This window comes from Neobacillus niacini (assembly GCF_030817595.1).
Lineage (GTDB): Bacteria > Bacillota > Bacilli > Bacillales > Cytobacillaceae > Neobacillus > Neobacillus niacini_G.
Genome location: NZ_JAUSZN010000001.1, coordinates 2477543 through 2504096, shown reverse-complemented (window position 1 = coordinate 2504096; position 26554 = coordinate 2477543). Strand labels below are relative to the sequence as shown.

21 protein-coding genes and 1 pseudogene are annotated in these 26554 nt (G+C 38.7%); 20 read left to right on the top strand and 2 right to left on the bottom strand.

The genetic code is table 11. The features are described 5' to 3' along the window. Nucleotides 1-2: 2 nt before the first annotated feature. From QFZ31_RS11960 to nagA, 8 genes are all read left to right on the top strand, one after another. Complete coding sequence (locus QFZ31_RS11960) at nucleotides 3-3143, top strand: FAD-dependent oxidoreductase (protein WP_307303166.1); 3141 nt, start codon at nucleotides 3-5, stop codon at nucleotides 3141-3143. An 89-nt stretch (nucleotides 3144-3232) separates the two neighbouring features. Next, nucleotides 3233-4576: a GH1 family beta-glucosidase gene (locus tag QFZ31_RS11955; RefSeq protein WP_307303165.1), complete on the top strand. Its 1344-nt coding sequence runs from the start codon at nucleotides 3233-3235 to the stop codon at nucleotides 4574-4576. A gap of 8 nt (nucleotides 4577-4584) precedes the next feature. Next, a complete protein-coding gene (locus QFZ31_RS11950; protein ID WP_307303164.1) occupies nucleotides 4585-6468 on the top strand; it encodes a beta-N-acetylhexosaminidase in 1884 nt (627 codons plus the stop codon). 12 nt (nucleotides 6469-6480) lie between these two features. After that, nucleotides 6481-7968: an FGGY-family carbohydrate kinase gene (locus QFZ31_RS11945; RefSeq protein ID WP_307303163.1), complete on the top strand. Its 1488-nt coding sequence runs from the start codon at nucleotides 6481-6483 to the stop codon at nucleotides 7966-7968. A gap of 31 nt (nucleotides 7969-7999) precedes the next feature. Beyond that, the gene (locus QFZ31_RS11940) at nucleotides 8000-9070 is read left to right on the top strand and encodes a GNAT family N-acetyltransferase (protein WP_307303162.1); all 1071 of its coding nucleotides are present in this window, start codon (nucleotides 8000-8002) and stop codon (nucleotides 9068-9070) included. Between the two features lie 85 nt (nucleotides 9071-9155). Next, nucleotides 9156-9971 carry a sugar phosphate isomerase/epimerase family protein gene (locus QFZ31_RS11935; protein WP_307303161.1) on the top strand — a complete coding sequence of 272 codons (816 nt, stop codon included), beginning with the start codon at nucleotides 9156-9158 and terminating at the stop codon, nucleotides 9969-9971. Between the two features lie 41 nt (nucleotides 9972-10012). Next, nucleotides 10013-10990 carry a Gfo/Idh/MocA family protein gene (locus tag QFZ31_RS11930; RefSeq protein ID WP_307303160.1) on the top strand — a complete coding sequence of 326 codons (978 nt, stop codon included), beginning with the start codon at nucleotides 10013-10015 and terminating at the stop codon, nucleotides 10988-10990. A gap of 107 nt (nucleotides 10991-11097) precedes the next feature. Then, a complete protein-coding gene (gene nagA / locus QFZ31_RS11925; RefSeq protein WP_307303159.1) occupies nucleotides 11098-12252 on the top strand; it encodes an N-acetylglucosamine-6-phosphate deacetylase in 1155 nt (384 codons plus the stop codon). Between the two features lie 56 nt (nucleotides 12253-12308). Here the strand turns inward: nagA and QFZ31_RS11920 are convergent, their stop codons facing one another. Then, nucleotides 12309-13115: a sugar phosphate isomerase/epimerase family protein gene (locus QFZ31_RS11920; RefSeq protein WP_307303158.1), complete on the bottom strand. Its 807-nt coding sequence runs from the start codon at nucleotides 13113-13115 to the stop codon at nucleotides 12309-12311. Next, a complete protein-coding gene (locus tag QFZ31_RS11915) occupies nucleotides 13112-14200 on the bottom strand; it encodes a Gfo/Idh/MocA family protein (RefSeq protein WP_307303157.1) in 1089 nt (362 codons plus the stop codon). Before QFZ31_RS11915 ends, QFZ31_RS11920 begins: the two co-directional genes overlap by 4 nt. Nucleotides 14201-14325: 125 nt before the next feature. Between QFZ31_RS11915 and QFZ31_RS11910 the strand changes: the two genes are divergently transcribed. The 12 genes and pseudogenes from QFZ31_RS11910 to QFZ31_RS11855 all read left to right on the top strand — a co-directional run bounded on the left by QFZ31_RS11910 (nucleotide 14326) and on the right by QFZ31_RS11855 (nucleotide 26553). Then, on the top strand, nucleotides 14326-15153 hold the full coding sequence (locus QFZ31_RS11910; protein WP_307303156.1) for an AraC family transcriptional regulator: 828 nt from the start codon (nucleotides 14326-14328) through the stop codon (nucleotides 15151-15153). A 20-nt stretch (nucleotides 15154-15173) separates the two neighbouring features. Beyond that, nucleotides 15174-15761 (top strand): YesL family protein, encoded by a 588-nt coding sequence (locus QFZ31_RS11905; RefSeq protein ID WP_307303155.1) that lies wholly within the window; start codon nucleotides 15174-15176, stop codon nucleotides 15759-15761. Between the two features lie 256 nt (nucleotides 15762-16017). Beyond that, nucleotides 16018-17364: an ABC transporter substrate-binding protein gene (locus QFZ31_RS11900; RefSeq protein WP_307303154.1), complete on the top strand. Its 1347-nt coding sequence runs from the start codon at nucleotides 16018-16020 to the stop codon at nucleotides 17362-17364. Nucleotides 17365-17439: 75 nt separating this feature from the next. Then, nucleotides 17440-18405, top strand: coding sequence for a carbohydrate ABC transporter permease (locus tag QFZ31_RS11895; RefSeq protein ID WP_307303153.1), 966 nt, complete (start codon nucleotides 17440-17442; stop codon nucleotides 18403-18405). Then, nucleotides 18402-19277, top strand: coding sequence for a carbohydrate ABC transporter permease (locus QFZ31_RS11890; RefSeq protein ID WP_307303152.1), 876 nt, complete (start codon nucleotides 18402-18404; stop codon nucleotides 19275-19277). The genes QFZ31_RS11895 and QFZ31_RS11890 overlap by 4 nt, the downstream gene beginning before the upstream one ends. A gap of 32 nt (nucleotides 19278-19309) precedes the next feature. Beyond that, nucleotides 19310-20230 (top strand): class II fructose-bisphosphate aldolase, encoded by a 921-nt coding sequence (locus QFZ31_RS11885; protein ID WP_307303151.1) that lies wholly within the window; start codon nucleotides 19310-19312, stop codon nucleotides 20228-20230. Between the two features lie 18 nt (nucleotides 20231-20248). Then, complete coding sequence (locus tag QFZ31_RS11880; RefSeq protein WP_307303150.1) at nucleotides 20249-21595, top strand: protein O-GlcNAcase; 1347 nt, start codon at nucleotides 20249-20251, stop codon at nucleotides 21593-21595. A 27-nt stretch (nucleotides 21596-21622) separates the two neighbouring features. Then, nucleotides 21623-23425 carry an MBL fold metallo-hydrolase gene (locus QFZ31_RS11875; RefSeq protein WP_307303149.1) on the top strand — a complete coding sequence of 601 codons (1803 nt, stop codon included), beginning with the start codon at nucleotides 21623-21625 and terminating at the stop codon, nucleotides 23423-23425. A gap of 139 nt (nucleotides 23426-23564) precedes the next feature. Continuing rightward, nucleotides 23565-24350 (top strand): DeoR/GlpR family DNA-binding transcription regulator, encoded by a 786-nt coding sequence (locus QFZ31_RS11870; protein ID WP_307303148.1) that lies wholly within the window; start codon nucleotides 23565-23567, stop codon nucleotides 24348-24350. A gap of 77 nt (nucleotides 24351-24427) precedes the next feature. Further along, nucleotides 24428-25438 (top strand): Gfo/Idh/MocA family protein, encoded by a 1011-nt coding sequence (locus tag QFZ31_RS11865; protein ID WP_307303147.1) that lies wholly within the window; start codon nucleotides 24428-24430, stop codon nucleotides 25436-25438. Further along, a pseudogene (locus tag QFZ31_RS11860) lies at nucleotides 25431-25689 on the top strand (gfo/Idh/MocA family oxidoreductase); the annotation flags it as partial. The gene QFZ31_RS11865 and the pseudogene QFZ31_RS11860, both read left to right, overlap by 8 nt. A 96-nt stretch (nucleotides 25690-25785) precedes the next feature. Beyond that, on the top strand, nucleotides 25786-26553 hold the full coding sequence (locus tag QFZ31_RS11855; protein WP_307303146.1) for a sugar phosphate isomerase/epimerase family protein: 768 nt from the start codon (nucleotides 25786-25788) through the stop codon (nucleotides 26551-26553). The last annotated feature ends 1 nt before the right edge of the window (nucleotide 26554 follow it).

The following is a 26554-nucleotide window of genomic DNA, read 5'->3' as shown; positions in this document are numbered from 1 at the left end:
GCATGACCCTTCATCAATTACCTGCTCAATCTGTTCCGATTCTAGCAGATTTGGATGTCGTCATTATTGGTGGAACAATGGCTGGTTTAGCTGGCGCTCTAAAGTTTGCTCAACAAGGAAAAAAAGTCATGGTAGTTGAATCTAGGACCTATTTGGGAAGCGATTTAACAGCTACATTAAGTCCTTGGATTACAATTCCACAAGGGAAAAAATCAAGTTTGATAGATTCCTGTGTAAAGTCATGTGGGAAAATAATCTCCAATGAGCATTCCCAATCGGTCGTCTTTCATGTCGACCGATTGAAAATACAGCTTGAAGAGGAACTCCTCTCAGCAGGAATTCAATTATTGTATTGCTCCATGCCTATTGGGATGATCAATCTAGCTGATAAGCGGCGTGGTCTAATCATTGCCAATAAATCAGGGAGGCAATTAATTCGCTGCAGGGGGATTGTGGATGCAACAGAAACTGCAATCACGACCTTTTTTACCGGCTTAAAAATAGCAGCATTAGGGAATAGCAGCCAGTCGTGCTATAAAAGAGTTTTAGAGTTTTCCAATGTCCAAGAAATTTCTCAAGCAGAATGGGAAGTCCCTTTAGAATTGGGGATTTTGGATAACAAAGTTACCGTTTATAAAGGCTACCATGAAAATGGGCATTTCTATGTAGAATATCAATTGAAATTACCCGCAGAAAATAATTTAACTGCAAATCAAAAACGTGAGTACACTGCACAAAAACTAGGAATTGAGCTTGCAGAATATCTTGTTCATCATATTCCGGCATTTAATAAAGCATTGTTATGTGCAGGTTCATATGAATTAAAGGGGCCTTATCCGTTAAAACCAGTAGAACAACCCACTGACCAGCCTATTCATATTGAAAAATTAACTGTCAGCCCCAATGTATGGAGCTTTTATAAAGATGTTCATGAAAATGTTAATACAGACTGGCTTGACCCTGTTAAATCCGCTGTATTAGCAGAGCAATTTGCAGAACAAGTCAAAGATTTGCCTTTTCAAGGTCAACAGACTATCACGGAAAGTATTCAAGTCCCTGATGATATTCAGCCTTATGAATTTAACATACCTACGGGCTTTTTAGAGCGTAAGGTTGAATATGGAGATGTTCCAAAACAAGAAATCTATTTATCTAAAAGAGCACATGTGCTCGTTGCCGGAGGTGGCTCAAGTGGTGCCTCGGCTTCGATTGTGTCGGCTAAAGAAGGAATGAACACGATCCTCGTGGATTTGAATCCTGGTCTCGGCGGTACCGGTACATTTGGCGGTGTTGATAGCTATTGGTTTGGTAAACGCCATGGATATGCTGAAAAGATAACGGAACTTGTCCATAATACCCAAAGAAGAATAAAGTATAAAGGCCATAAATGGAATATTGAAGCAAAAAAGTTTGCACTTTTAGATGAAGCGACTAGGTTAGGAGTTAAACTTCTATTCAATACTATTACGTTCGGAGCAGTTAAAAAAGGGACTCAGGTATGTGGCAGCCTTGTTGCAACGAGATGGGGAGCAGGGGTTGTTTTCGCTGACTGTGTAATTGACGCAACTGGAGATGGAGACCTAGCTGCTTTTGCTGGAGCAGAATTCGCTTATGGCTCTGCCCGGGATCATGTTGTCATGTGGTACTCATTAGCCCAATATAAAGAGCCAGGAAAGCTGCAAAATAATTTCACCAGTATGGTCAATGTATCGGATGTATTAGATTACACAAGAGCGATTCTAGCGGGGAGACGACGTTGCAGTGAGGATGTGGACGGTTGCCATGATCATGGCATCTACGTAGCCCCGCGAGAAAGTCGTCATATTATCGGTGATGTCGTCATGAATATGACCGACCAGTTGCTGCAGCGAAGCTGGTCGGATTGTATCAATATTCATTTTAGCAATCATGATATGAAAGGAATCAGTGAGGCAAACTGGTTACATGCTGGATTAATTCCACCAAATCTCGAGATTGAGATCCCTTATCGAATGTTATTACCAAAGGGTCTTGATGGAATCTTAGTAGTTGGTAAGGCAATATCCGCTACTCACGATGCCCTGCCTGCCATTCGAATGCAATCTGATTTAGAAAACTTAGGAGGTATTGCTGCTCTTGCCGCAGCAATGGCCGTTAAGGAAAATCAATATCCTAGACAAATAGATTGTAAAAAATTGCAGGAAAGAATCATAACAGAAAAATTAATACCAGAAACCATTCTAACAAGAAAAATAGATTTTCTTCCTTATTCTGATGAGGAATTAATCAGTTTGATTGAATCCATCGAGGTATATGAGCCTTTATATGAATACTCAAATATGCGGATGAATGAAATCTATCAAAAACGCATTCCATTTGTGGAAATATGTACTGCAGGAAAACGAATTATTCCTTTTCTTGAACAAGCCTATCATGAAGCACAAGGAATTCGTAAAGTTCGTATTGCCCAAGCATTGGCCCTGTATGGTTCAACAACAGGAGTACCAGCTCTAATCTCTGAAATTATGAGTATGCTAGAGGATCAGCTTCCTAAACGGACTGCCGATATCCTGTATGTTACGATGCCGCCTGATCATGGTGCAATGCCTGATGTCTGTTATTTACTCTATTCATTAGGATTAACAAGGGATAAACGGAGTATTAACGTATGGAAACGAGTAGCGGATTTATTAAATCCATCGGAAGAAGATTTTAAAGATAAAATGTGGGGGATTTTTTACTATATTCATTCGATATGCATGGGTGCCGAGAGGTTAGGTGAAGTGGAAGCGATTCCTTTCCTTGAACAGCTTCATCTAATACCAGCTTTATGCAATCAGTATTGTTATGAGGGGCATCAAGCCGACTATTTCTTAGAACGTCGCGCCCTGCTGGAATTAGCTATTGGCCGGGCTTTGGCACGGTGTGGAAGTGCAAATGGGTATGAAATCCTAATCAACTATCTTTTGGATGTTCGTTCCCTCCTTAGTAAGCAGGCATCTTCAGAGTTACAGCGATTGATCGGATTAAGTTGTGAAAAGGATCAAAAAGCTTGGAGAGACTGGCTGGAGAATGAAAAAACCAATCTTAAGCCGCAGCCATATACCGAGGTAACAGATCAAGTTAACGAAAATGAAGTAATTACAAGAAGAATATTTTCCTAGATTCAATGATGGGAGTGCACGGCATATGCAATATACTTGTGCATTCCTTTCAACTGTGAATAGTTTCATATCGAAAGGGGTTAAACATCATGGCAGTTATTACTTTTCCTAAAGATTTTCGCTTCGGCGTGTCGACAGCATCTTATCAAATCGAGGGTGCCTATAATGAAGATGGCAGAGGTTTGTCTATATGGGATACCTACAGCCGAATTCCTGGTAGGGTCCTAAATGGAGACAATGGTGATATTGCTTGTGACAGCTATCATCGAATGGACGAAGATATTGCATTGTTAAAAGAATTAGGGGTTAATACCTATCGTTTCTCGATTGCGTGGCCAAGGATTTTTCCAAACGGAAGAGGAGAAGTCAATCAAAAAGGATTAGATCATTATCACCAGTTTGTTGATAGGTTATTAGAAAACGGAATTGAACCGTTATGTACCATCTATCATTGGGATTTACCGCAAGCACTTCAAGATGAGGGCGGATGGAAGAATCGTGCGACGATTGAGGCGTTTGTTGAGTATTCCGATTTATTGTTCCGTGAGTTTTCTGGAAAAATTAAATCATGGTTAACCATTAATGAACCATGGTGTGTCTCTTTTTTAGGATATTTCGTTGCCGAACAGGCTCCTGGTGAAAGAGATCTCCAAACTTCACTAGATGTTGCTCATCACTTGTTATTAGCACATGGACGAGCAGTAAAGCGATTTAAAGAATTGGGAATCCCAGGTGAAATTGGTTATGCACCAAATGTTACTTGGTATGAACCATTTAGCCGCCGTCCAGAAGATGTTGAGGCATGTGAGCGAATCTCTGCATGGTTTATGGAATGGTTCCTTGACCCTGTCTTTAAAGGAAGCTATCCACAAATTTTAGTAGATTGGTTTGAGAAAAAAGGGGCAAAAGTAAACATTCAAGAAGGCGATATGGAAATCATTTCTCAGCCAATCGATATTTTAGGAATCAATTTTTATACTGGTACAGTATCAAGATATAAAGAGGGTAAAGGGACGTTTGATTGTGAACATCTTGATGGTTTATTTGATAAAACCGACATCGGTTTTACCATTTATGCTGATGCCTTTTACAAGGTGTTGATGGATATTAAGAATAAATATGGAAATGTCCCAATCTACATAACCGAAAATGGTGCAACATACAATCAGGATCCTGTGAACGGTCGCGTTCGTGATGAAAAACGAATCAGATACTTGAAACAGCACTTAACACAGATTAGCAGGGCACTAGAGTCTGGTGTGAATTTGAAAGGCTATTGTATCTGGTCATTGATGGATAACTTCGAATGGTCCTATGGGTATAGCATGCGGTTCGGTCTAGTTCATGTTGATTATCATACATTGCAGCGAACTAAAAAAGACAGCTATTTCTGGTATAAAAAATTGAATCAAAACCATTGGTTTGAATTGTAGGTGTTTATATGAAAATAAATTTTAGCGGTGATTTGAAGGGCCTTGAACAAGGTTTGGAGATTATTTGTATTGAGCTAAATATTCAGCAATCAAAAGATGGATTTCCGTTATATGTGAAACAACAAACTGGACCATTAACAGCTTTCTGTCAACAAGACAGAGGAGAAATTTGCTACCAAGAAAAAATTCACTTTTTCCGTGCATTAGGATTGTGGCTGCAGGAGTTTGAAGAGAGCAACCAATTTGAAATCATTGAAGAGCCGCAATTTAAAACGAACGGTGTGATGGTCGATTGCTCGCGTAATGCCGTATTGACCTTAGAAGGGATTCAGACTCTTTTACGAAAAATGGCTTTAATGGGTTTGAATATTGTCATGATGTACACTGAGGATACCTTTTCGGTCGAGAAATACCCATATTTCGGCTATATGCGCGGTAGATATACAGAGAAGGAATTACAAGCCTGCGATGACTATGCAGATGCGTTCGGTATTGAAATGATTCCATGTATCCAAACACTTGCGCATTTAGCAGAGGCACTGAAATGGAATTATGCCGCAAGTATCAGGGATACGACAGATATCTTATTAGCGGATCATGAAGAAACCTATATATTTATTGAAGATATGTTAAAAGCCGCATCACGTCCATACAGAAGTAAGCGGATCCATATTGGAATGGATGAAGCACATCAGCTTGGCTTAGGAAAATACTTGGAGGAGCACGGATACGAAAAACGCTTTGATATTATGAATAAACACCTCGAGCGGGTTGTATCCTTGGCTGAAAAGTTGTCGTTAAAACCGATGATATGGAGCGATATGTATTTTCGACTTGGGTCAAAGACAGGAAATTACTATGACCTACATTCGAACATTCCAGATGACGTAATTGAATCTATGCCAAAAGATGTTCAATTTGTATATTGGGATTATTATCATACGGATGAGGAATTTTACCGGACCTTTTTACAAAAACATAAAGAATTTGGTTCAGAACCGATTTTTGCTGGAGGAGTATGGACGTGGAATGGCATTGCCCCGAACTACGGAAAAACAGTCGTTACTACGAATGCTGCTCTAGCAGCTTGTAAAAAAGAAGGAATTAATGAAGTTTTTGCAACAATGTGGGGCGATAACGGAGCCGAAACACACTCTGACGCTGGTTTAGCAGGACTGCAGCTCTTCGCTGAACATGGATATCGCCAAGATGTCAGTGATGACCATTTAGCTAGACGTTTTTCATTCTGTACAGGCGGTAATTGGGAGGATTTTCTTTCTTTAAATGAATTTGATGAAACACCTGGTGTTTCAAAGGATAACTTGCACGAATCCCACCCATCGAAATTTTTATTATGGCAGGATGTTTTAATTGGTTTATACGACGAGAATATCCGAGCATTACCATTAAATGACCATTACAAAGGCTTAGCTGATAGATTAGAAAAAGCAATAAATAGAAATAATGAATTCTCCGAAATGTTTTCCTTTTACACACAACTTGCGCATGTTTTAAGCATTAAAGCTGAAATAGGAATACAACTTAAAGAGGCATATGACAGAAAAGATAAAACAGGAGTCGCTCAGATAAACACTAAGATTGATATGCTTCGTAACATGATTGATGATTTACGAAAGCTTCATCGAACATTATGGTTTTCCTCTAATAAGCCATTTGGCTGGGAAGTCATTGATATTCGCTACGGAGGGGTATTATCCAGGTTAGAAACAGCGGAGTATCGTCTCCGGCTGTGGCTTGATGGAAATATTGCTGCGATTGAGGAATTAGAGGAAGAACGCCTTTATTTTGATGCCCCGTGGAAAATGCCTAATGGTGCTCTAGGAAGAAATTCATATCACCGGATTGTAACAGCAGGAAGCTTTTCTGTATAGGGAGTGTACAAGATGTTTTTATCTATTGATATCGGTACTACAAATCTTAAAGCAGGTTTATTTGATGAGGATGGTTCATGTAAAGTTGTATCTAGCAGACAAACACCATATGGTACACATCCTGATGATAGATACACCTATATAGATCCTCAAGCTCTTTGGAGCAATATTGCAGAACTTATTGAAGAAGTTTTGGGATCATTCCGCTCCCCGCACGTTCGTGCAGTGAGTATAACTAGCATGGCTGAAAGTGGTCTGCTCCTAAATGCAGATACAGGTAAACCAGCAACTGAAATTATTCCTTGGTTTGATGATTCCTCAATTGAATATGTAAATTTTATAAATAATAACATTGATTCGTTTGCCCAGTTTTGCAAAACTGGGCTCCATACGTCCTTCAAATATGGACTCGCAAAATTACTCTGGCTAAGAGAACGAGATCCATCGCTTTTTAATCAAAATGTTGTATGGTTATCTATTTCTTCGTTTATCGGATACTGTTTAACAGGAGAAATAGCAGAGGAACAAACATTAGCTGCTCGAACGTTTGTATACCAAATTGACAAAAATAAGTGGGATGATGCAACTATTACCCATTTTGACTTCAATCCGAAACTATTCCCTCATGTTACACATTGTTTAAAGCCAATTGGAAATGTGAAAAAAGACGTGAACAAGCTAGGCTTAAATTTTGAAACTAAGGTTTATCTTGCGGGTCATGACCATATTTGTTCTTCTTTGGCAGCGGGTATCGTTACAAGCGGTCATGTTTATAATTCAATGGGGACAGCGGAAACATTGGTGGGTACGTTTACGAAGCGAAAACTAACATTGGAAGACTACGAATCTGGCTTGTCGTTTGGTATTCATCCAATTGATAACATGTATTTTTGGATGGGGGGACATTCATCATCTGGAGGATCAATAGAATGGATGCGTGATATTCTGGGTGACGACCGCCTAACCTATGAAAAGATTAATAGCTATTTAGAACAGGCTGATGAAGGACCAACTGGAATTATCTTTTATCCATATTTATCCGGAAGTGGTGCACCAAATCCCAATCCGCATGCAAAAGCTGCTTTCCTTGGATTAAAGAAAGTTCATCAGAAACCGGATCTTCTTAAAGCGGTTCTTGAAGGGAACGCCTTTCAAATGGAAATGATTCGTGAGGCTGCTGAAACAACAACAAGATTGAGCATTAGCACAATGAGCGTTATTGGAGGCGGAGTCCGCAATCCTTATTGGATGCAGATTAAAGCGGATGTTTCTTTCATTGATCTTTTCCTTCCAAATATTACAGAAGCGGCACTTTGCGGGGCAGCCCTAACCGCAGCAACAGGTGAAGGTATATATCCGACTTTAAAGGATGCCGTTGCGGCTACAATAAAGGCTGATAACATGGTCGTACAGCCTGATCATGAAATGTATAAACAATATCGACAGATATACAAAGATCAGTATAAACCAATTAGCAAAATGATTGAAAAATTCTCGTAATCATAAACAAGTGATTTGATAAGGAGAAATAATGATAGATTTTAGATTATTAAGAGCAGAGGAATACCATCAGGCAATTACCTTAGCAGACCAAACGTTTCGAGATAGTGAGCATACTTCAATGGGGGATGCATTCCCACAAGTATTTTCACCATCATTGAATCAATCATATGGTGCATTTATCGATGGGCAATTAGTCTCGTTTATTGGGTTAGTACCTTCGATTGTCCATGTAGGCGCTGCTAAAATTCAAGCCTATTCCATCGGTGCAGTTTGTACACTTTTAAATCACCGAAACAAAGGCTATGCGAGCATTTTATTAGAAAATGTTATTTCTCATGTCCAAAAGGCTAAAGGTTCCATTCTTTTTGTATCAGGGAATTTACCAATCTATCAAAAAGCAGGTTGTACCGTTTATGGGGAGTTAAAAAAATACGAAATACAAATTGGAGAACTATCTCCTTCAAATGGATACTCTGTAAGAGAAATTCTCCCATATGATTGGTTTTCCTTACATGCACTCCATCAATCTAAGAAAGTACGTGTTGAGCAAAGTATATACGATTTTGCCATCCTTCATCAGTCAAAAGGCTTTGCTAGTATTGAGAAAATGGACCACAAGATTTTAGTATCGGAAATGGGTAATCAAATGAGGGGTTTTGTTGTTTTTGGTGTTCCAAAAAACGAAACTGCTGCCCGTGTGATTGAATGGGGAGGCGAGCCGGAAGCAATCAAAGCTATTTTTGCAAAATCATTCGAATTCGGTGTAAATTATTTGAAGATTTCGATTCCTATGTATGAATCGGAGCTTAATAGACAACTCAATACTATTGAGAATACCATTTCTCCTTTTCCAGGAACACTTAAAATCACCAGTTTAAAATTGTTGTTGGAGCAATTAGAGCCATTTTTTAATGGGAAAGTCAAAATTGTGGATCTAGATAGAAAGTACAAAGAGCTTACTTTTAACGGTAAGACCATGATAGTAGATAATGAATATTTAAAAAAATTATTACTTCTAGGAGATCCTGAATTAGATCGTACCTTGAAGGGGATTTTCCCCATACCCCTCCCACACCCTGAAGGTTTAAATTATGTTTAATCAAAAAACTTGTGAACTTTGTTGATTGAAAGCTCTAACTTTGTGAAAAGACAAATCAATTCTATAAATTTAGCGAGGTGTAGATATGCTCTTAGGTTTTCAAACTGCTAACTACTTTGCACGTTCATCAAACTATCAAACTAGTATGGATGAATGGGGTGCTGCTGAACGGAAGGTCATCGAAAACTTTTGTTTAGCTGAATTTGAGAGAATTTGCGGTGATATTCAACGTGCAGGATTTCTACATATAGAACTCTGGATGGGACATGCTTTTCCAAAATTTATGACCCATTATTTAGCTGACGAATTAAAAGCAATATGGCAGCGTCATGGATTAAGTGTATATTCCTATTCTTGTTCGCTTGGAGACCCGGTTAGATATCCCAGGTGGACCCGTCTTTGTTTTGAAACAGCAAAAATGCTTGGGGTTGACATGATTACTAGTGGGATTACGAAAGAATCAGCACCTGCAATTTATGGACTATGCAATGAGTATGGATTAAAGGTAGCTGTTGAAAATCACCCTGAAAAAAATCCTGATGAAATTAAGTCAGTTATTGGGGACTATGGTGATTTACTTGGGGCAGCAGTTGATACTGGCTGGTTTGGTACACAAGGCTTTTATGCGCCTGAAGCACTTTGGCAATTAAAAGACCATCTGATCAATGTTCATTTAAAGGATGTAAAAGAAGCAGGGGACCACCACCCGGTAGCCTTAGGAACAGGGATTGTTAACATTGGGGAATGTGTTCAGGTGTTGAAAGAATTGAAATATGATAAAACAGCTTCGATCGAGCAAGAGTCCGGTGACCATGACCCAACCGAAGAGTGCGCAGCCGCCTTACAATGGATCAGTGCATTACTAGAGAAGGATAGGGTAGAAGACCATTCCATTAAATAGAGAACAGCACAAAATAAATATCTTATAAAGGAGAGATGAGCATGGTACGTTTAGCCGTTGTGGGGACAGGATGGCAAGGTCAAGGCCATTTAAATACGATGAAAGAAATTAATGAGATAGAAGTTGTTGGTGTTTGCGATTTAAATGAAGAGCTGTTAGCAAAGGCTGTTAATAAATTTGGCGTTAAGGGATTCCAAAATTATGTTGAAATGCTAGACGAAACACATCCTGATGGGATTATCATCTGTACTCCGCCTGAAGTACGTGAGTTTTTAGTACGCGAAGCAGCAGAGCGCGGAATTCACTGTTTCATTGAAAAACCACCAGCGAAAAATCTAGAAATGGCAAAAAAGGTTGATGAAATATTAGGCCGCACTGGCGTAATTAACAGCGTTGGTTTTATGTATCGTTATAGCAGCGCTGTTCAGAAAACAAAAGAACTTATCGCAGGGAGAAGAGTAGCATTAGTACGAAGTGCAATGCTGGATGGTCTTGCTTTAAGACCTAATTGGCCGCGATGGTTTTTTGATAAGGAACGCTCTGGAGGCCCTGCATTTGACCAAGCGATTCATATCTTTGATTTATCCCGCTACCTATTAGGAGAGGTAGATCAAGTCACAGGGTATCAAGATAACCTTATCGTGCCAAAAGGGGAAGACTTCACAATTGAAGATAGTTTTAGCCTGACCATGAAATATACGAATGGAATTTTACAAAATCATACACATACGTGGAGCTATCCTGGTGTTGTTACCCAAATAGAGTTAATTTCAGATGAACTGCATGTAACACTCGACCTTGCCAATGGTAAAGTGAGTGGAAAAGTGGATGAACAGGAAATCCTATTTGAAGCGAAAGATGAGGCGTTATATCGCCTTGAATTAGAAGCATTTGCAAAGGCAATTTCCGAACGTAATCCTGATCTTGTTTTATCAACCTATAAAGATAGCATTTGCTCACTTACTGTGGCATTAAAATCAGTAGAAGCACTGGAATCAAATTTGAAACTTAATATTTAATAAAAGATTCCCCCCTGCGGCAGGTATCTACCTTTTGCTGGGGGGAACATTTTAACAAGTTTAATCATTTCTATCGAAAGATAAAAAACAGTAAGGGGCTATCAAAAATGGGCACTACTCTAATTCATAATGTTCGATTGATAGGTAATGAAGGAACGAAACAGGGAGCTGTTTTAATTCGAGATGGACAAATCGTTTCCGTTTATCATGAACGAAGTTTACCGCGAATTTCCGCTGATTTTGAACTGGATGGGAACGGCCATTTATTAATACCAGGAATGATTGATGTACATATTCATGGCGCCGAGGGGTTTGACATGATGGATGGAACGATTCAAAGTGTGGAAGCCGTATCCACAGCATGCGCCAAAACCGGATGTACATCTTTTTTAGCAACTTCAGTATCCTCTTCACTAGAAGATCTATTAAAAATGATTTCAAATGTAAAACACGTTTCAGGCCAAGAACCTGGAGCGCAAATTGTTGGTATTCACATCGAAGGTCCCTATCTAAATGTAAAAAGAAAAGGAATGCAAAATGAACGCTATCTACGGCATCCAAATTTGAAAGAAATGAAAGTGATCCAAGAGTGTTCCGGTTCACTCTTAAAAATGGTGACATTGGCACCAGAACTGCCAGGCGGCCTAGAGATGATTTCATTTTTAAAAGAACAAGGAATTATTCCAGCTATTGCTCATTCTGATGCAACCTATGATGAAGCGAAAGAAGCTTTTAAGAGTGGTGCCAGCCATATTACGCATTGCTTTAATGGTATGAGGCCTATCCACCACCGTGATCCCGGAATCGTCGTAGCTGCGATGGAAGAACATGAAGTTAGTGTTCAAGCCATCGTTGATGATAAACATCTTCATCCCGCAATTGTTCGATTGCTATATCGTGAAAAAGGACCTGACAAAATGGTCTTAATTACGGATGCCCTTCAGGCAATGGGGATGGGGGATGGAACATACATTTTTGGAGGTCATGAGGTTAAGGTAGTAGATGGAGTGGCAAAATTACGTGATGGAACTCTTGCATCAAGTACAGTCACAATGAATGAGGCATTGGCAAAAACAGTAAAGACTGGTATCCCACTTAGAGATGCAGTTTTAATGGCGACGGAGACACCAGCTAATATACTTGGGTTAGATCAAAAAGGACGAATCAAATCTGGTGCAGATGCGGACCTTGTGTTACTGAATAACGGCTTTGAGGTGATAATGACAATCGTAAATGGAAAGATTGTTCATAGCCTTTCATAAATACGTAAGGCATGAACCTATTATTAGGACATGCCTTCTGCTTAAGTAAAACACAGTTATTTTGTAAATGCTGGAATCAGTTCTTTTAGATAGCTGATGGAACGTTTTACATCTTCTGTCATAGTTCGTTTAGGTTGAGTACTTGGCGGATGCCAAAGCTCTAGTGCCAACCACCCATTATAATTAGCTGCTGCAGCGGATTTTAGCATGGCGGTTATATCTATTTCACCATCTAATAAGTCTTCTGTTGGCACCTTACCATTTTGATTACGGAAATGAAAAGCAAATATCCGTTCTGGATACGTATTGACCCACTCAATTGGGTTACAGCCAGCTACATGGGCCCAGCCCATATCTACACATAGCCCTACAGATTGATCTGAATAATCGATGACAGATCTGAGGTCTCCATTTGCATTATGATGATCTGCTGCATGATTGTGCAAACAAACCTTTACACTCATTGGTTTTACTATTTCGGAAATAATGGCTAAATTTTCACCCTGCTGCTTGAAATCATCTTCCGTTTTTGCAGCTGGGGTTTTCCAGTTAATGGGGTCCGCATTTAACAGTAAATCAGAACCACCTGCTGATGCTAAACGTTCAGCAAACGGTAAAACAGTTTGTTCAAATTCTAAATGATTAAATGGGACATGTAATGGGAGGCCTACATAAGAGGCAGAGACTGCGAGCCCAAAGGAACGTGCCATCTTTAGTTTCTCATGGTCAGCATCAATTTCTACCGCATCGAGACCTGCCTCTGCACAGGCTGAAAAGATCTCTTCCCATCTTGGTTGCTTGTTGTCTTTTTTCCAACGTTCAACCCATCCATACATATTGGATGAAAATCCTTTTATGTTCACAGTGTGACCCCCTTCTGATTCATGTTAATCGTCTGTTTTTGTCCGGTTTGTGCGACAGAATATAGTGATCTTATACAAAGAAAGTTTTTTAGTGCTTGTTCATTAACATTGGCAAACGATTCAAGACCTTTTACTTTCCGATAAAAATGAAGGAGTGGATTATCAAAAATCGTGAACTCGCTTCTTGGAGCGGTTACTACCTGTTCCACCACAATTTGTCCGTTCTGATCATATCGGCGGAAGACTGGCTGCCGTGAATCAAATGGTGTCCATGTTACGGAGCCGAGTGTACCTTCAATTTCAGCTCTTACATACTCCTCACCGTGAGTACAAGAAGCACGTTCGTAATGAACGTGGATTTGATGGTGATCGGAATAGAAGGTCATTGATGCTCCAACATGTGTTTCAACGTTAAAAGGCGTATCGCTTGGGTCAATTTCGGTTATTGGCTTTGAAATCCATGCAGTATGGAATTCAATCACATTGGGCATGAGTATGTCATGTAAAGTGGAAAAGTCATAAGGTCCCCAATCCATTAAAACGCCTCCTCCGCTTTGCTTTGAATCTAAAAACCAGCGGCTTGAAGATTGATATTCAATTCCTGATCGACTTCTATTCCACTTGTTTACAAACGTTGCATGATAAATATCTCCTAAACAACCCGAGCGAATGACTTCTTTGACTGTCTCCATATGGGGCATTCCTTTAAATCGAACGCTGCAGCATCCAAGGTAGCGTTTCTCCTTATCTGCAAGCTGAAACATTTCTTCGGCTTCAGAAGAGTTCATCGCCAATGGTTTCTCACAAAGGACATGGCGGCGAGATTCTAAAGATAGTTTAGTAGGACTGAAATGTGCAATTGGTGGAGTTGCAACGATGACAATATCATCTTCATGTGCTGATTCAAAGCGTAACATTTCTTCAGCATCTGTGAAACCGATTGCCTCGGGAAACTGATTGCAAAAATCTGTTAGAGTATTAGGATTTGAATCTGCTATTCGCAGCTGAATAGATTCGGGAAGTTTTTGCGCGGCTTCAGCATGGGTACGCCCGATTACGCCTGCACCAATAATATAAAGTCTCATTTGGGTCACCTCAGTTAGATAATCTGGTAATACTCTACCATAACCAAAATTGAGATTTCTCGTCTAATTTAGTTGAAAATTCATCGTTTTGTACAAATGATGATATGAATTCGAGGTGTTAAAAAATGTATGTGGAACACTTGCATTTACAGCGATCCTTTGCATTTTGCCGTGTATGGGGGTCGGATGAAGAGCATGATTTGCATATTCATGACTGTCTAGAAATAGGGGTAGTCCTAAAAAATGAGCTTGAATATAAGTTTAACAATCAGACTTATATCGGTAGACCAGGAGACGTGTTCTTGTGCCGTCCCATTGAACCGCATTGGAGTTACGCGCAGCCTGAAAAACCATTTGAGTGTATTTTAGTTCTATTTACTCCTTCTGTTGTACGTAAAATCCCGGAAGGAAACCAATTGCTCAAGCCCTTCTATACGGCACATGGAGTTCATCCTTTAATTCCTGCTGAGACAAGTTCCGCCAAAGCTATAAGGAAGGCAGCGGAATCTGCGATGAAAGCGCAAGAGATGGGAAAGGGTGCATGGGTAACTTATCAGTACATGCATTTAATCGATATTCTATTGCAAGTAGACCAATTTTCCAAAGTATTCGAAACTACTACTCCAGCAAAATTACCATCTTCTGAAATTGTAGAAGTAGTGGGTTATATGCTGGAACATTATCAGAAACCACTTGATTCAGAAATTCTCTCCTGGCAGGCAGGAATGGGAAGAACCATGTTTTATAAGGAATTCCGCAGATTAACAGGATTAAGTCCAGCCGAATTTCTTAACCGTCTGCGGATACAAAATGCAATGGACCTGCTGCGTTCCACAAATAAAAGTATGATCGACCTCGCTTACGCAAGCGGATTTCAGTCTTTAAGCACTTTCAACAAGCAATTTAAACGATTTACGGGGCTTTCCCCCAGGGAGTATCGCAAGCTGGATTAATTTATTTGAGGAGGATCATTATGGGCAAAAAGGCAATATTTTTTATCATAGAGTGGATTTGGCGGCTATCGTGGGTAAATTGTTTATGGCTGCTATTTTCTGTTCCTGTCATTACCATCATTCCTTCAACCTTTGCCATGTATTCCGTTATGATGCAACTTGTAAAAGGAGAAGAGGATATTGATATATTACCTGCATTCTTGAAAGCATTTAAAAAATATTTAATAAAAAGTTTTCCACTGGGTATACCGTTAGCGCTTATTGGTGTGTTTCTATATACCGATTTAATGATATTAAAGGATCAAACAGAAAACATCATGTTAATGCTGAGGTATTCCATCATGATCCTAACGGTTTTATTTATGCCTATTGCTTTTTATAGTATTTCAGTTTTTGTAGAATACGAGACTTCATGGTATAAAGCGTTATCACTTGCATTTATTCTTGTAATGAAAAGACCATTTATGGTGTTATTTATAGTTTGTGGGATTGTGGGGTCTTTTGTGTTGTTTTTGTTTTCAACAGGAATCGGAATATTGTTTTTTGGGAGTTTGTGTGCATTATTTACGACAAAAGGGGTAGTTTCGGGTTTAGAAAAGGCTCAATAGAATACTATTTTTAAAATTTTATTTAATAAATTTTCAAAAGATTATTGACATTGAAAACGTATACATCGATAATGAGGATAAGCCACAATAAACCACAAAACTGGTCAATAAACCAAAATGGGAACGTTACCAAAATGCATAAAACGTCATAAAACAAATTTTTGGTTAAAAATCCTCATTTTATAGTTTATCAATCTAGTAGTTCAGTGGGATATGAATGGCTAAGACATTCCAAATGATAAAAGGGGGAAAACGCATGAAAAGCTTTAAAAAATCTTTTTCACTTCTACTTGTTCTAGTATTAAGCTTAGTAACTTTTCTAAGTGCATGTGCTGGAACAGACAAGACATCAACTGAGACAGCAAGTAAAAGTGGCGGCTCAAAAGATGGAGTAGTAGAAATCGACTTTTGGACATTTTGGGGATCTGAAATTCGCAGACCGATTATTGAGAAAATCATTGATGACTTTAATAAGTCTCAAGACAAAATCCATGTAAAGCATACATATCTTCCTTTTGGGGATATCTGGACTAAAGAGCTTGCTGCAGTGGCTGCCGGTAATCCGCCGGATGTAATAATTAACGATATTAATGCGGTTAGACAACGTGCAGAGAAAAATCAAGTTGAAAGTTTAGAAGAATTCTCTAAGAAAGATCCAGGCCTTAAAGATCAATACTTCCCAGAACTATGGAATGCGGTTACAACCGAGGAGGGAGTTCCCTTTGCATTGCCTTTCAATACAGATACTCGCTTGCTTTTCTGGAACAAGGATATTTTTAAAGAAGTTGGGCTAGATCCTGAGACACCGCCTAAAACATGGGAGGAGTTAAAGGAATTTGCCCGAAAAATTGATCAAAAAAATGGAAACCGTTATAACCGCCTTGGGTTTTTACCAAGACATGGGATTAACTCTGATGTTTGGATGATAAATGCCACTGGAGAAGGTTATTGGGATTATAAAGCTGGTAAACCAACCATTAACGATGAGAAAGCTGTAAAAGCACTTGAATGGGTTTATGATTATGAACAGCATTATGGCGATGATGTTATCAATGCGTTTAAGGCTGAATTTGGTGAAAATCAAGCAGATCCATTTGTTGCTGGCAAACTTGGTATGGCAGTACAATCTGCAACTTCTTACACAAAAATCCGTGACTACGGTAATGGAATGAATTTTGGTGTTGCACCAATGCCTGAAATGGAACCAGGAAGTGGAAATACATCTTGGGGCGGAGGATTTGTAGCGGAAATTCCAAAGGGTTCAAAACATAAGGAAGCAGCTTATGAATTTATCAAATATTTAACCGGTCCAGAAGCTCAAGAGTATTGGGCAGTTAAAAACTTTGACAATGTTGCAAACATAGAAGCTGCAGAAAAAGCAGCAAATAGTTCAGTATTATCTGAAGCGGATCAGCACGTATATAAAGCTGCTGTTGAGAATATGAAAGATACCATTTTAACACCATTTCCATTAGAAGCACCTGATTATATTAATTTAATCAACCCTGAATTGGATCAAGCCTTATTAGGACAAAAAACTTCTAAGAAAGCTTTGGATGACGCCCAAAAGGCAGTCGAAAAATTAGTAGAAAGCACAAAATAACTCATGAAAAAACAGGGAGTGAAGCGATTATTCTCTCCCTGTTTTCTATAACAAGTTAAGATAGGAGGTTGTATTATGGAAACCCAAGTTACGACAGAAGTTCGTACAGATACCAAAACAAACAAAGTTAAAAAAAGAAAAATGTCCCTTGAGAAAAAAGAAGGGTTACAAGGATATATTTTTATAGCTCCATGGTTGATTGGTTTTCTAGTCTTAACTGCTGGTCCAATGTTGTTTTCGTTATACGCCAGTTTTACGAATTATGATATCACATCTCGGATGGATTTTATTGGGTTGAAAAATTATATTCGAATGTTTACCAATGACGACCTATTTTGGATTTCTTTAAAAAATACTTTATACTATGTTGCGATTTCGGTTCCAATTACAACAGCTGGCGCGGTGTTATTAGCTGTTTTGTTAAACCAGGGAGTACGTGGGATGAGAATCTATCGAACGATCTATTATCTCCCTGCCGTTTTATCTGGGGTAGGTGTTTATCTATTATGGATGCAATTATTAAATCCAAGTTCGGGTCTTGTTAATACAGTATTAGCTTGGATTGGAATAACAGGTCCTGCCTGGCTATTTGATCCAAACTGGACGAAACCAGCATTGATTTTAATGAAGCTTTGGAGTCTTGGCGGGGGAATGCTTTTATATCTTGCTAGTTTACAAGGGGTTTCAAATTCATTGTATGAGGCAGCAGAGTTAGATGGAGCCAATAGTTTTCGAAAGTTTGTACATATTACTTTGCCGATGATAACTCCAGTCATTTTCTTTGACCTAGTTACAAGTTTAATTGGAGGATTCCAGGTGTTTCAGGAAGCTTATGTAATGACCACAGGTGGCACCGGAGGACCGGCCAATTCCCTGGTATTCTTTAACCTGCACATGTTTAATAAAGCATTTAAAGTTTTTGATATGGGATATGCAATGGCGATGTCATGGATACTATTCGTTGTTGTATTAATTATTACATTAATTAATTTAAAATTAGCTCCGCGTTGGGTCCACTATGAAGGAGATGATCAAAAATGAGAAATCCATCCAAAAAAAGCTCTTCATACTTCAAAAGTGCAAAAACTCGTAAAAAGATTTCACAAACCATTATCACATTCCTCCTCTTGCTTGGAAGTGTGATCATTCTTTTTCCTGTATGGTGGATGTTTGCGACTTCTCTGAAAAGCATGACAGAAATTATGCAGTATCCGCCTACTTTTATACCTAAGGAATGGCATTTTGAAAATTATCTTGATACATGGAAAGCGGCTCCGTTCACTGGTTATTTATTGAATACATTATTTATTACAGTATGTGTTGTATTTGGAAACGTAGTAGCAAACTCATTCATCGCATATGGATTTGCTAAAATTCGCTTCAAGGGCCGCAATTTCTTATTCGCAGCAGTACTTGCAACAATGATGATTCCTGGTTTCGTAACGATGATTCCACATTACGTTATGTATTCTAAATTAGGATGGCTAAATACTTATCTTCCATTAATTGTCCCATCCTTCTTTGGGAGTGCCTTTTTCATCTTTTTACTCCGTCAATTCTTTTTAACAATTCCTAATGAATTAATTGAGGCAGCCAAAATTGATGGTGCAAACCATTTTTACATTTGGTTAAAAATTATGGTTCCACTTGCGAAACCAGCGATTGCCACCGTTGCCATTTTCTCTTTTAATGGTGCCTGGAATGATTTCTTAGGACCAATACTCTATATAACTGATGAATCGTTCTATACTTTACAAATAGGTCTTCAAGTATTTAAAGGACAGCTTGAAACACAATGGAATTATTTAATGGCCGGATCTTTACTTGTTTTGCTGCCAGTAGTTATTCTCTTCTTCATTTTCCAAAGATATTTCATCGAAGGAATGAATTTAACGGCTGGGTCCAAGGGATAACCAAATATTGACTCGAAAAGGAGATTTATAGAATGACAAAGGAAATGAAACTGAAAAATGTTCTCACCTTAAAGGAAGCATTAGTAATCGCCGAAAAAAATGGCTATGCGATTGGCTCTTTTTCACCGCGTTATACACCGATGATTCGACCTGTGCTTCGAGCAGGACAAAAAACGAACTCACCAATGATTGTTCAAATCTCACAAAAGGAATTGGAAAGATACGGCATTACGCCGACAGAATTTGCCGAAGAGTTCTACACAACTTTGGCTGAGGAAAATATTACTGTACCGGTTACATTGCATCTTGACCATACCAAGCAATTTTCAGTTATTGAAGAAGCAATCGAAGCTGGTTTTACTTCTGTCATGATCGATGCATCAGAAAAGGAGCTTGAGGAAAATATTTCGATCTCTAAAAAGGTGGTTGAATATGCTCATTCTAAAGGGGTATCGGTGGAAGCGGAATTAGGGAAAATTGGAACAACTGATTTTGTGGAAACGGATAAAGATGAGGAACTGTATACGGACCCTAATGAAGCATTGAAATTTGTAAATGAGACAAATTGTGACGCACTAGCTGTCTCTGTTGGTACGGCACATGGTGTTTATAATGTTAGACAGCCAAAAATAGATATTGAGAGATTAATAGCTATTCGCCATCTTACACCAGTTCATTTAGTCCTTCATGGAGGTTCAGGGGTTCCATCAGAGATGATGAAAGAGGCGATTAACCTTCCAAACGGCGGTGTTAGTAAAGTAAATATTGCTACTGATTTAGAAGTTGCATTACTAAAGTCTCTGGCACGAGAAGAAAGAATGACAAATAAGGAATGTAAAACGTTAACACCTGATCAATTAGAGACTGCTAGGAATGCAGTAGAAAGTACGGTAGTGGAAAAAATTCAAGACTTTTTGGGCAGTTCAAATCAAGCTGGTACATTTAATCTCTAAATCGGAGGAGTTTATCCAATGAATCGTTCATTATTTCCTATTAGAGGGGTAGTCGAAGGCTTTTACGGTGCTTTTTATACTGCGCCGGAACGAAATGATTTACTATCATTTATTTCTGAGCACGGGTATAACCTATATGTTTACGGACCAAAAAATGACCGTCAGCACCGTGGAAGATGGAGAGAGCCGTATCCTGATTTTATCATGGACCAGTTTGCAGAAACCCTTGTACTTTCCAAAAAGCTTGGTATTGATTTTTGCTACAGTATCGGATCTGGAGTTTCGATTAATTATGCATCTGAAGAAGATTTTCAGCACATTACAACCAAGTTTAAAGCTTTTTATGATATCGGTGTCAGAACTTTTATGATTATGCTTGATGATATCAAAGCAGAATTTCAGTATGAGCAAGAGCGAAAAATCTTTAAAAGTTACGGAAAAGCACATGTTTTTTTAACGAATAAGCTTCACAATTGGTTGAAATCACTTGATGAAACTTGTAAATTGTCCATTTGTCCTACCGATTATCATGGAAAAGCACCGTTTAGTGATTATATATATGAGATCGGAGAGGGAATCTCCCCAGACGTTGATATTTGTTATACGGGTCCTGAAATTTGTTCGAAGACCATAACGGAACAAGATACAAAAAATTTCGCCAATGCGATTAACCGAAAGCCAATTATTTGGGATAACTACCCAGTTAATGACTTATCGATGACCAGTGAAATGCATATTGGTCCTATTAGCGGCAGAGATGCCTCGTTAACCAAGGTGAGTAAAGGTATTATTGTAAATACCATGAGTCAGGCAGAGGCCTCAAAAATTGCCTTGCTAACATTCGCTGATTACTTTGAAAATCCTGAAAGCTACAACCCATGGACCTCATGGGAGAAAGCGTTAAAAAAGATTGGCGGAGAGGATAATTATCGTGCATTAAAAATCTTTGCAGAAAACTCACTATTTTCCTGTCTTGGTTATCCAGAGGCAGAAAAACTGGAGAAACTAACAAATCACGCATTGGAAGAGCTTCAAGCTGGAGAAAGTGCTTTAATTAGCCAAGCTGTTAACGCGCTATATGATTATTTAGATTTGCTTGATGAAGCTGGTTATACGTTAAAGTTTCGATTAACAAATTATGCTTTGCGGAACAACCTATTACCTTGGATTGAATTAATGGAAAGCTGGGCCTGGGCTGGAAGGAGAGCAATTGCAGTTTTACGGGCGTTGGAGAAAAATGAAGGTGATGTTATGGGGATTCTTAACTGGTTAAAGGAGTCAGCGGGAGAAGTGGAAAATCACCATAAACGGTATGCTGGAAAGGTGCTCCTGCCATTGATAGAGTACGCCAAATCAAAAGTCTAAAGAAAAAACGGGGAAGTACATTATACAATGAAAAAAATAACGTCTAATCTTTTCTTATACCAGAGTACTTGCAATGTCTATGTGATAAAAAATGGAGAGACTGCTATATTAATTGATTTTGGAAATGGCGATGTTCTGGATAATCTTTACTCGATAGGTGTAGAAAAAGTTTCAGATATCCTTATGACCCATCACCATCGTGATCAAGGACAAGGGTTGGACCGTGCTGTGAAAGAGGGAATCAGTGTTTGGGTTCCACACGTGGAACAAGATTTATTCACAAAAGTGGACGAACATTGGATGCAGAGAGTTATTGATAATAACTATAACATGAGACAAGATCGATTTTCCTTGCTCCATCCTATCCCAACATTTGAAACATTAAAAGACTACACAAAACCGATAATAAATGGAATAGAGTTCATGATTATTCCGACACCTGGACATACAACCGGATCAATCACCATTTTCACTGACTTGGATGGGAAAAAAATGGCGTTCTCAGGCGATTTAATCTATTCACCAGGAAAAGTTTGGTCATTATCGGCAACCCAATGGTCATATAACGGTGGTGAGGGGCTGGCACTTAGTGTTCTTTCTTTGTTAGATCTAAAAGATAGGAATCCAGAGATAATCCTCCCGTCGCATGGGAAAGTAATGGATGATCCTATCCCAGCTATCAATCTATTAATTGAACGGTTAACGGATTTAATAAATTTAAGAAAGCATAATCCAAGACTTTTTCAGCTTCGAGAAAAACCATATGAAGAAATCACCCCGCATTTATTAAAGAATCGTACTAGTATGGCAAATTTATATGTTCTTATTTCTGAAAGCGGTAAAGCACTTATGATTGATTTTGGCTACGATACGATTGGCGGAATCGCCTCCGGGAGTGACCGTGCTTCTAGAAGACCATGGCTTTATTCAATTCCTGCCTTAAAAAGGCAATACAATGTTGACGAAATTGCGGTAGTGATTCCTACCCATTATCATGATGATCATGTTGCAGGTATCAATCTATTGCAAGAGATTGAAGGAACAGAGGTATGGTGTCCTGAAAACTTTACTGATATCTTAGAACAGCCAAAGAATTATGATTTACCATGTCTTTGGTACGACCCTATAAAAGTGGATAAAATTCTTCCACTGAAGAAAAAAATAATATGGGAAGAATATGAATTAACGATTTATGAACATCCAGGTCATACACTTTATGCTGCGGCAATTTACTTTGAAGTGGATGGAAAAAAGATACTAGCTATTGGGGATCAATACCAGGAAATAGAGGATGTCAATTTCGTTTATAAAAATAAGTTCCGGATTAACGACTACATAGAAAGTGCAGAATTATATAAAAAACTTAGACCGGATATGCTTATTTCTGGTCATTGGGATCCAGTGGAGGTAACGGAAGAGTACCTGCAGAGCATTGAAGAAAAAGGCTTAGCACTTGGACAGCTTCATCGACAGTTATTACCTTTAGATGAAATCGATTTCGGCTCTGAAGGCTTTGGAGCTGTTATTCAGCCATATCAAATAACCGTTTTAGATGGAGACACCTTCACTGTCACTGTTGAGATAAAAAATCCTTTCCATGATCAACATGAGGCAGTGGCAAAAATGATTACTCCAATAGGATGGCATGTAGAAAACAACGAATATCGCAAAGTTATAGCCGGTAAAGAGTCCATTCAATTTTCAACACAAATTACCGTTCCCAAAGGAAAAAAGGGTTATAGGGAACGAATTGCTGTGGATTTAACCATTGGAACCCATTGCTTTGGCCAACATGCAGAGGCGCTGATTTCTATAAAAAATCACCGGTAATTGGAAATATAGCATGAAAACTAGGAACCCTTTCGAACAAATTGCCGAATTAATTTTACTGGGGCGGGAAGAGTAAGATACAATCAGATTGTGGTCTAGTTACCAGATTAATTGGAATGGGTTCAGGGGGAATATACAAATGATTGTGGCTGAACGCCGTAAGGTAATTAAGGAATTATTATTAAAAAATAAAAGTGTAAAAGTTTCTGCCCTGGTGGAACTATTAAATGTCTCAGAAGAAACGATTCGCCGGGATTTACTTCAGCTTGAAAAAGAAGGGATCGCGGAAAAAAATTATGGCGGAGCAATTTTAGCTGAGGATGCTGACAATGTTCCTGTTATTCTTCCTGTTGATCAACGGAAGCTGCAATACTCTCTTGAAAAAGATTTAATTGGACGGGCTGCAGCAAAATTGGTAAAAGAGGGACAAATTATCATTTTAGATGCCGGTTCAACTACATGGTATATAGCAAAGAATTTGCCTTTGAATGCGAACTTAACAGTCATTACTAATGCGATCAATATAGCAGAAGAATGCAGCAAAGATGAAACTGACTCCATCTATTTATTAGGAGGAAAACTTCGGAGAAATTCGATGAGTCTTGTAGGGCCCCAAGTAGAAACAGAGCTAAAAAAGTACAACGCCGATTTTGTTTTCCTGGGGACCTCTGGAATATCTTTGCGTCAAGGATTTACAAGTTCAGATTTATATGAGGCTGAAATCAAACGCGGCATGGTTTCGGCTGGTCAAAAAATTGTCGTTGTCGCTGACCATAGCAAGCTAGAAAAAGCCGGCCTTACCTCTTTTTGCAATTTTGAAGAGGTAGATATATTCATAACAACGGATTTAGCAGATAAAGAAATCCTTCAAGAGATTGAAAAAAGCGGTGTTACAGTGATTGTGGAACCTTTATCTGAGAAATAATAAAAGTTTGTAAATTGACATCATGGACTTACTCTCGAGATTAATAGAGATATTTTCTTAAAAAGGAGAGGTAAGAGTTGGTTAATGTTGCATTGTTAAGTAAATGGCATGTTCATGCAGATGATTATGCCCGTCAAGTAAAAGAAAGTAAGCATCTCCAAGTAAAACTCGTTTGGGATGAAAATCCCGAACGCGGTAAAGAATGGTCAAAAAAATTAGGAGTAGCATTCGAAGAAGATTTAATGAAAGTGCTATCAAATCAGGAGATCGGTGCAGTCATCGTAAATACTCCGACTAATCTTCATAAAGACATCATTCTTCAAGCTGCTGCACACAAGAAACATATCTTTACTGAAAAAGTATTGGCACTTACTATCCAAGATTGTAAAGAAATTTTTGAAGCTGTCGAGAAGAATCAAGTAAAGTTGATGGTATCATTGCCGCGATTGACAGAAAATTACTATTTATATGCGGAGCAAATACTAGAAGAAGGACTATTAGGGAAATTAACATCAATCCGCTGCCGTTTAGCTCATAATGGTGCTGTTCCTATTGAGGGACACCCTAACGGCTGGCTGCCTGAACACTTTTTTAATAAAGAACAATGCGGCGGCGGTGCATTGATTGACCTTGGAGCACATCCCATTTACTTAACGAACCGCCTCGCGGGACCTGTGAAAGCAGTAACAGCAAGGTTCTCCCATCAATTTGGATATGAAGTAGATGATTATGCCGTTGTGATAACGGAATATGAAAATGGTGCTTTAGGAACAATTGAAACTGGCTTCATTTCCAATGGCAGTCCATTCCAACTCGAACTGTATGGGACAGAGGGAACTCTATTAATAGAAGATTCTAAGATTAGAATAAAAAGTAAAAAGTTAAATAACGAATGGAATACCCCAGAAGCATTGCCATTGGCACTTCCACTGCCAATCGTACAATGGGAAAAGGCAATCGTTGAGGGAAAAGAATCAACCATTTCTAAAAGTGATGCTTTAGGATTAACATTAGTAAACCAGGCTGCAAAGATTTCACATAATCAAGGAAGAAGAGTAGAAATTTCTGAAATCGAGATTTCTGCTTGATACCGCTTTATATCTGATGGGTCCCCAGAACCAGATACTGTTTTTGGCATTACCTATCAAAAGCTGGGAAAACAAAAAGGTGTAGGTTTGATGGGTGAATGGGATTGGGAAAACTTCTCAATCGAAGATATGACCGCGGAATGATTACATTCAAAAATGGAGCTTCCTTTCTTTTGGAAACAGCATTCGCTGCAAACGTTGAAAAGGCCGATGAAATGAATGTAACGTTAATGGGTGTCAAAGGTGAAGCAGTGAAAATCAGTCAAAATGTACTGGTAGTATAACGTATTGGAAAGCGGTTAAATAACTTTATCCGCTTTTATTTTTCTAAGGGAGGTTGAATAGTAATGAGTGGTAAAGTGGGCTTGCAATTATTTTCTGTATGGAGGGATGCAGAAAAGGATTTTCTTGGAACCATTGAAAGAGTGGCATCACTTGGGTATGAAAGTGTCCAATTTGCTGGATTTTTTAATACCCCTGCAGAAAAAGTGAAAAAAGTATTAGACGAAAATAGACTAGCCGTTGCCGGTGCTCATGTTGGCATAAACCAACTTTTAAATGACGGATTAGAGAAGACTCTAGAATATCATAAAAAAATCGAAAATAATTTAATCGTTTGTCCCGCTATTCCAAAAGAAATGCGGGGAACAGTTGATCAATACCAGAAAACAGCACAATTGCTGAATCAAATTGGGGAAAATTGCAGGAAAGAGGGCTTTCTATTTGGTTATCACAATCATGATTTTGAATTTCAGAAAATTGGAAATAAATCGGGTTTTGAAATTTTATTCGAAAACACAGACCCAGAATTAGTGAAAATGGAACTTGATTGCTATTGGGCAAGTTATGCTGAGCAAAATCCGCTTGAAATCGTTCAAAACTATCAAAACAGAATTATATCCTTACATATAAAAGATTTGAAAGTTGAGAATGGTGAAAAGAAGGGAACAGAAGTTGGAAGAGGTCAGCTTGATTTTCCTTCCCTCATAAAACAAGCAGAAAAAATAGGAATTGAATGGTTCACAGTTGAGCAAGAGGAGTTTGAATTTGATCCGTACGAGAGTCTTGCCATTAACGCAGATGCTCTAAAACGACTTTTTTCGGAGGTAGAGTAAG

Bases quoted from the DNA above. Each gene is read 5' to 3' on its own strand.
- QFZ31_RS11960 (WP_307303166.1), top strand. From the start codon at position 3: ATGACCCTTCATCAATTACCTGCTCAATCTGTTCCGATTCTAGCAGAT.
- QFZ31_RS11955 (WP_307303165.1), top strand. From the start codon at position 3,233: ATGGCAGTTATTACTTTTCCTAAAGATTTTCGCTTCGGCGTGTCGACA.
- QFZ31_RS11950 (WP_307303164.1), top strand. From the start codon at position 4,585: ATGAAAATAAATTTTAGCGGTGATTTGAAGGGCCTTGAACAAGGTTTG.
- QFZ31_RS11945 (WP_307303163.1), top strand. From the start codon at position 6,481: ATGTTTTTATCTATTGATATCGGTACTACAAATCTTAAAGCAGGTTTA.
- QFZ31_RS11940 (WP_307303162.1), top strand. From the start codon at position 8,000: ATGATAGATTTTAGATTATTAAGAGCAGAGGAATACCATCAGGCAATT.
- QFZ31_RS11935 (WP_307303161.1), top strand. From the start codon at position 9,156: ATGCTCTTAGGTTTTCAAACTGCTAACTACTTTGCACGTTCATCAAAC.
- QFZ31_RS11930 (WP_307303160.1), top strand. From the start codon at position 10,013: ATGGTACGTTTAGCCGTTGTGGGGACAGGATGGCAAGGTCAAGGCCAT.
- nagA (WP_307303159.1), top strand. From the start codon at position 11,098: ATGGGCACTACTCTAATTCATAATGTTCGATTGATAGGTAATGAAGGA.
- QFZ31_RS11915 (WP_307303157.1), bottom strand. From the start codon at position 14,200: ATGAGACTTTATATTATTGGTGCAGGCGTAATCGGGCGTACCCATGCT.
- QFZ31_RS11910 (WP_307303156.1), top strand. From the start codon at position 14,326: ATGTATGTGGAACACTTGCATTTACAGCGATCCTTTGCATTTTGCCGT.
- QFZ31_RS11905 (WP_307303155.1), top strand. From the start codon at position 15,174: ATGGGCAAAAAGGCAATATTTTTTATCATAGAGTGGATTTGGCGGCTA.
- QFZ31_RS11900 (WP_307303154.1), top strand. From the start codon at position 16,018: ATGAAAAGCTTTAAAAAATCTTTTTCACTTCTACTTGTTCTAGTATTA.
- QFZ31_RS11895 (WP_307303153.1), top strand. From the start codon at position 17,440: ATGGAAACCCAAGTTACGACAGAAGTTCGTACAGATACCAAAACAAAC.
- QFZ31_RS11890 (WP_307303152.1), top strand. From the start codon at position 18,402: ATGAGAAATCCATCCAAAAAAAGCTCTTCATACTTCAAAAGTGCAAAA.
- QFZ31_RS11885 (WP_307303151.1), top strand. From the start codon at position 19,310: ATGACAAAGGAAATGAAACTGAAAAATGTTCTCACCTTAAAGGAAGCA.
- QFZ31_RS11880 (WP_307303150.1), top strand. From the start codon at position 20,249: ATGAATCGTTCATTATTTCCTATTAGAGGGGTAGTCGAAGGCTTTTAC.
- QFZ31_RS11875 (WP_307303149.1), top strand. From the start codon at position 21,623: ATGAAAAAAATAACGTCTAATCTTTTCTTATACCAGAGTACTTGCAAT.
- QFZ31_RS11870 (WP_307303148.1), top strand. From the start codon at position 23,565: ATGATTGTGGCTGAACGCCGTAAGGTAATTAAGGAATTATTATTAAAA.
- QFZ31_RS11855 (WP_307303146.1), top strand. From the start codon at position 25,786: ATGAGTGGTAAAGTGGGCTTGCAATTATTTTCTGTATGGAGGGATGCA.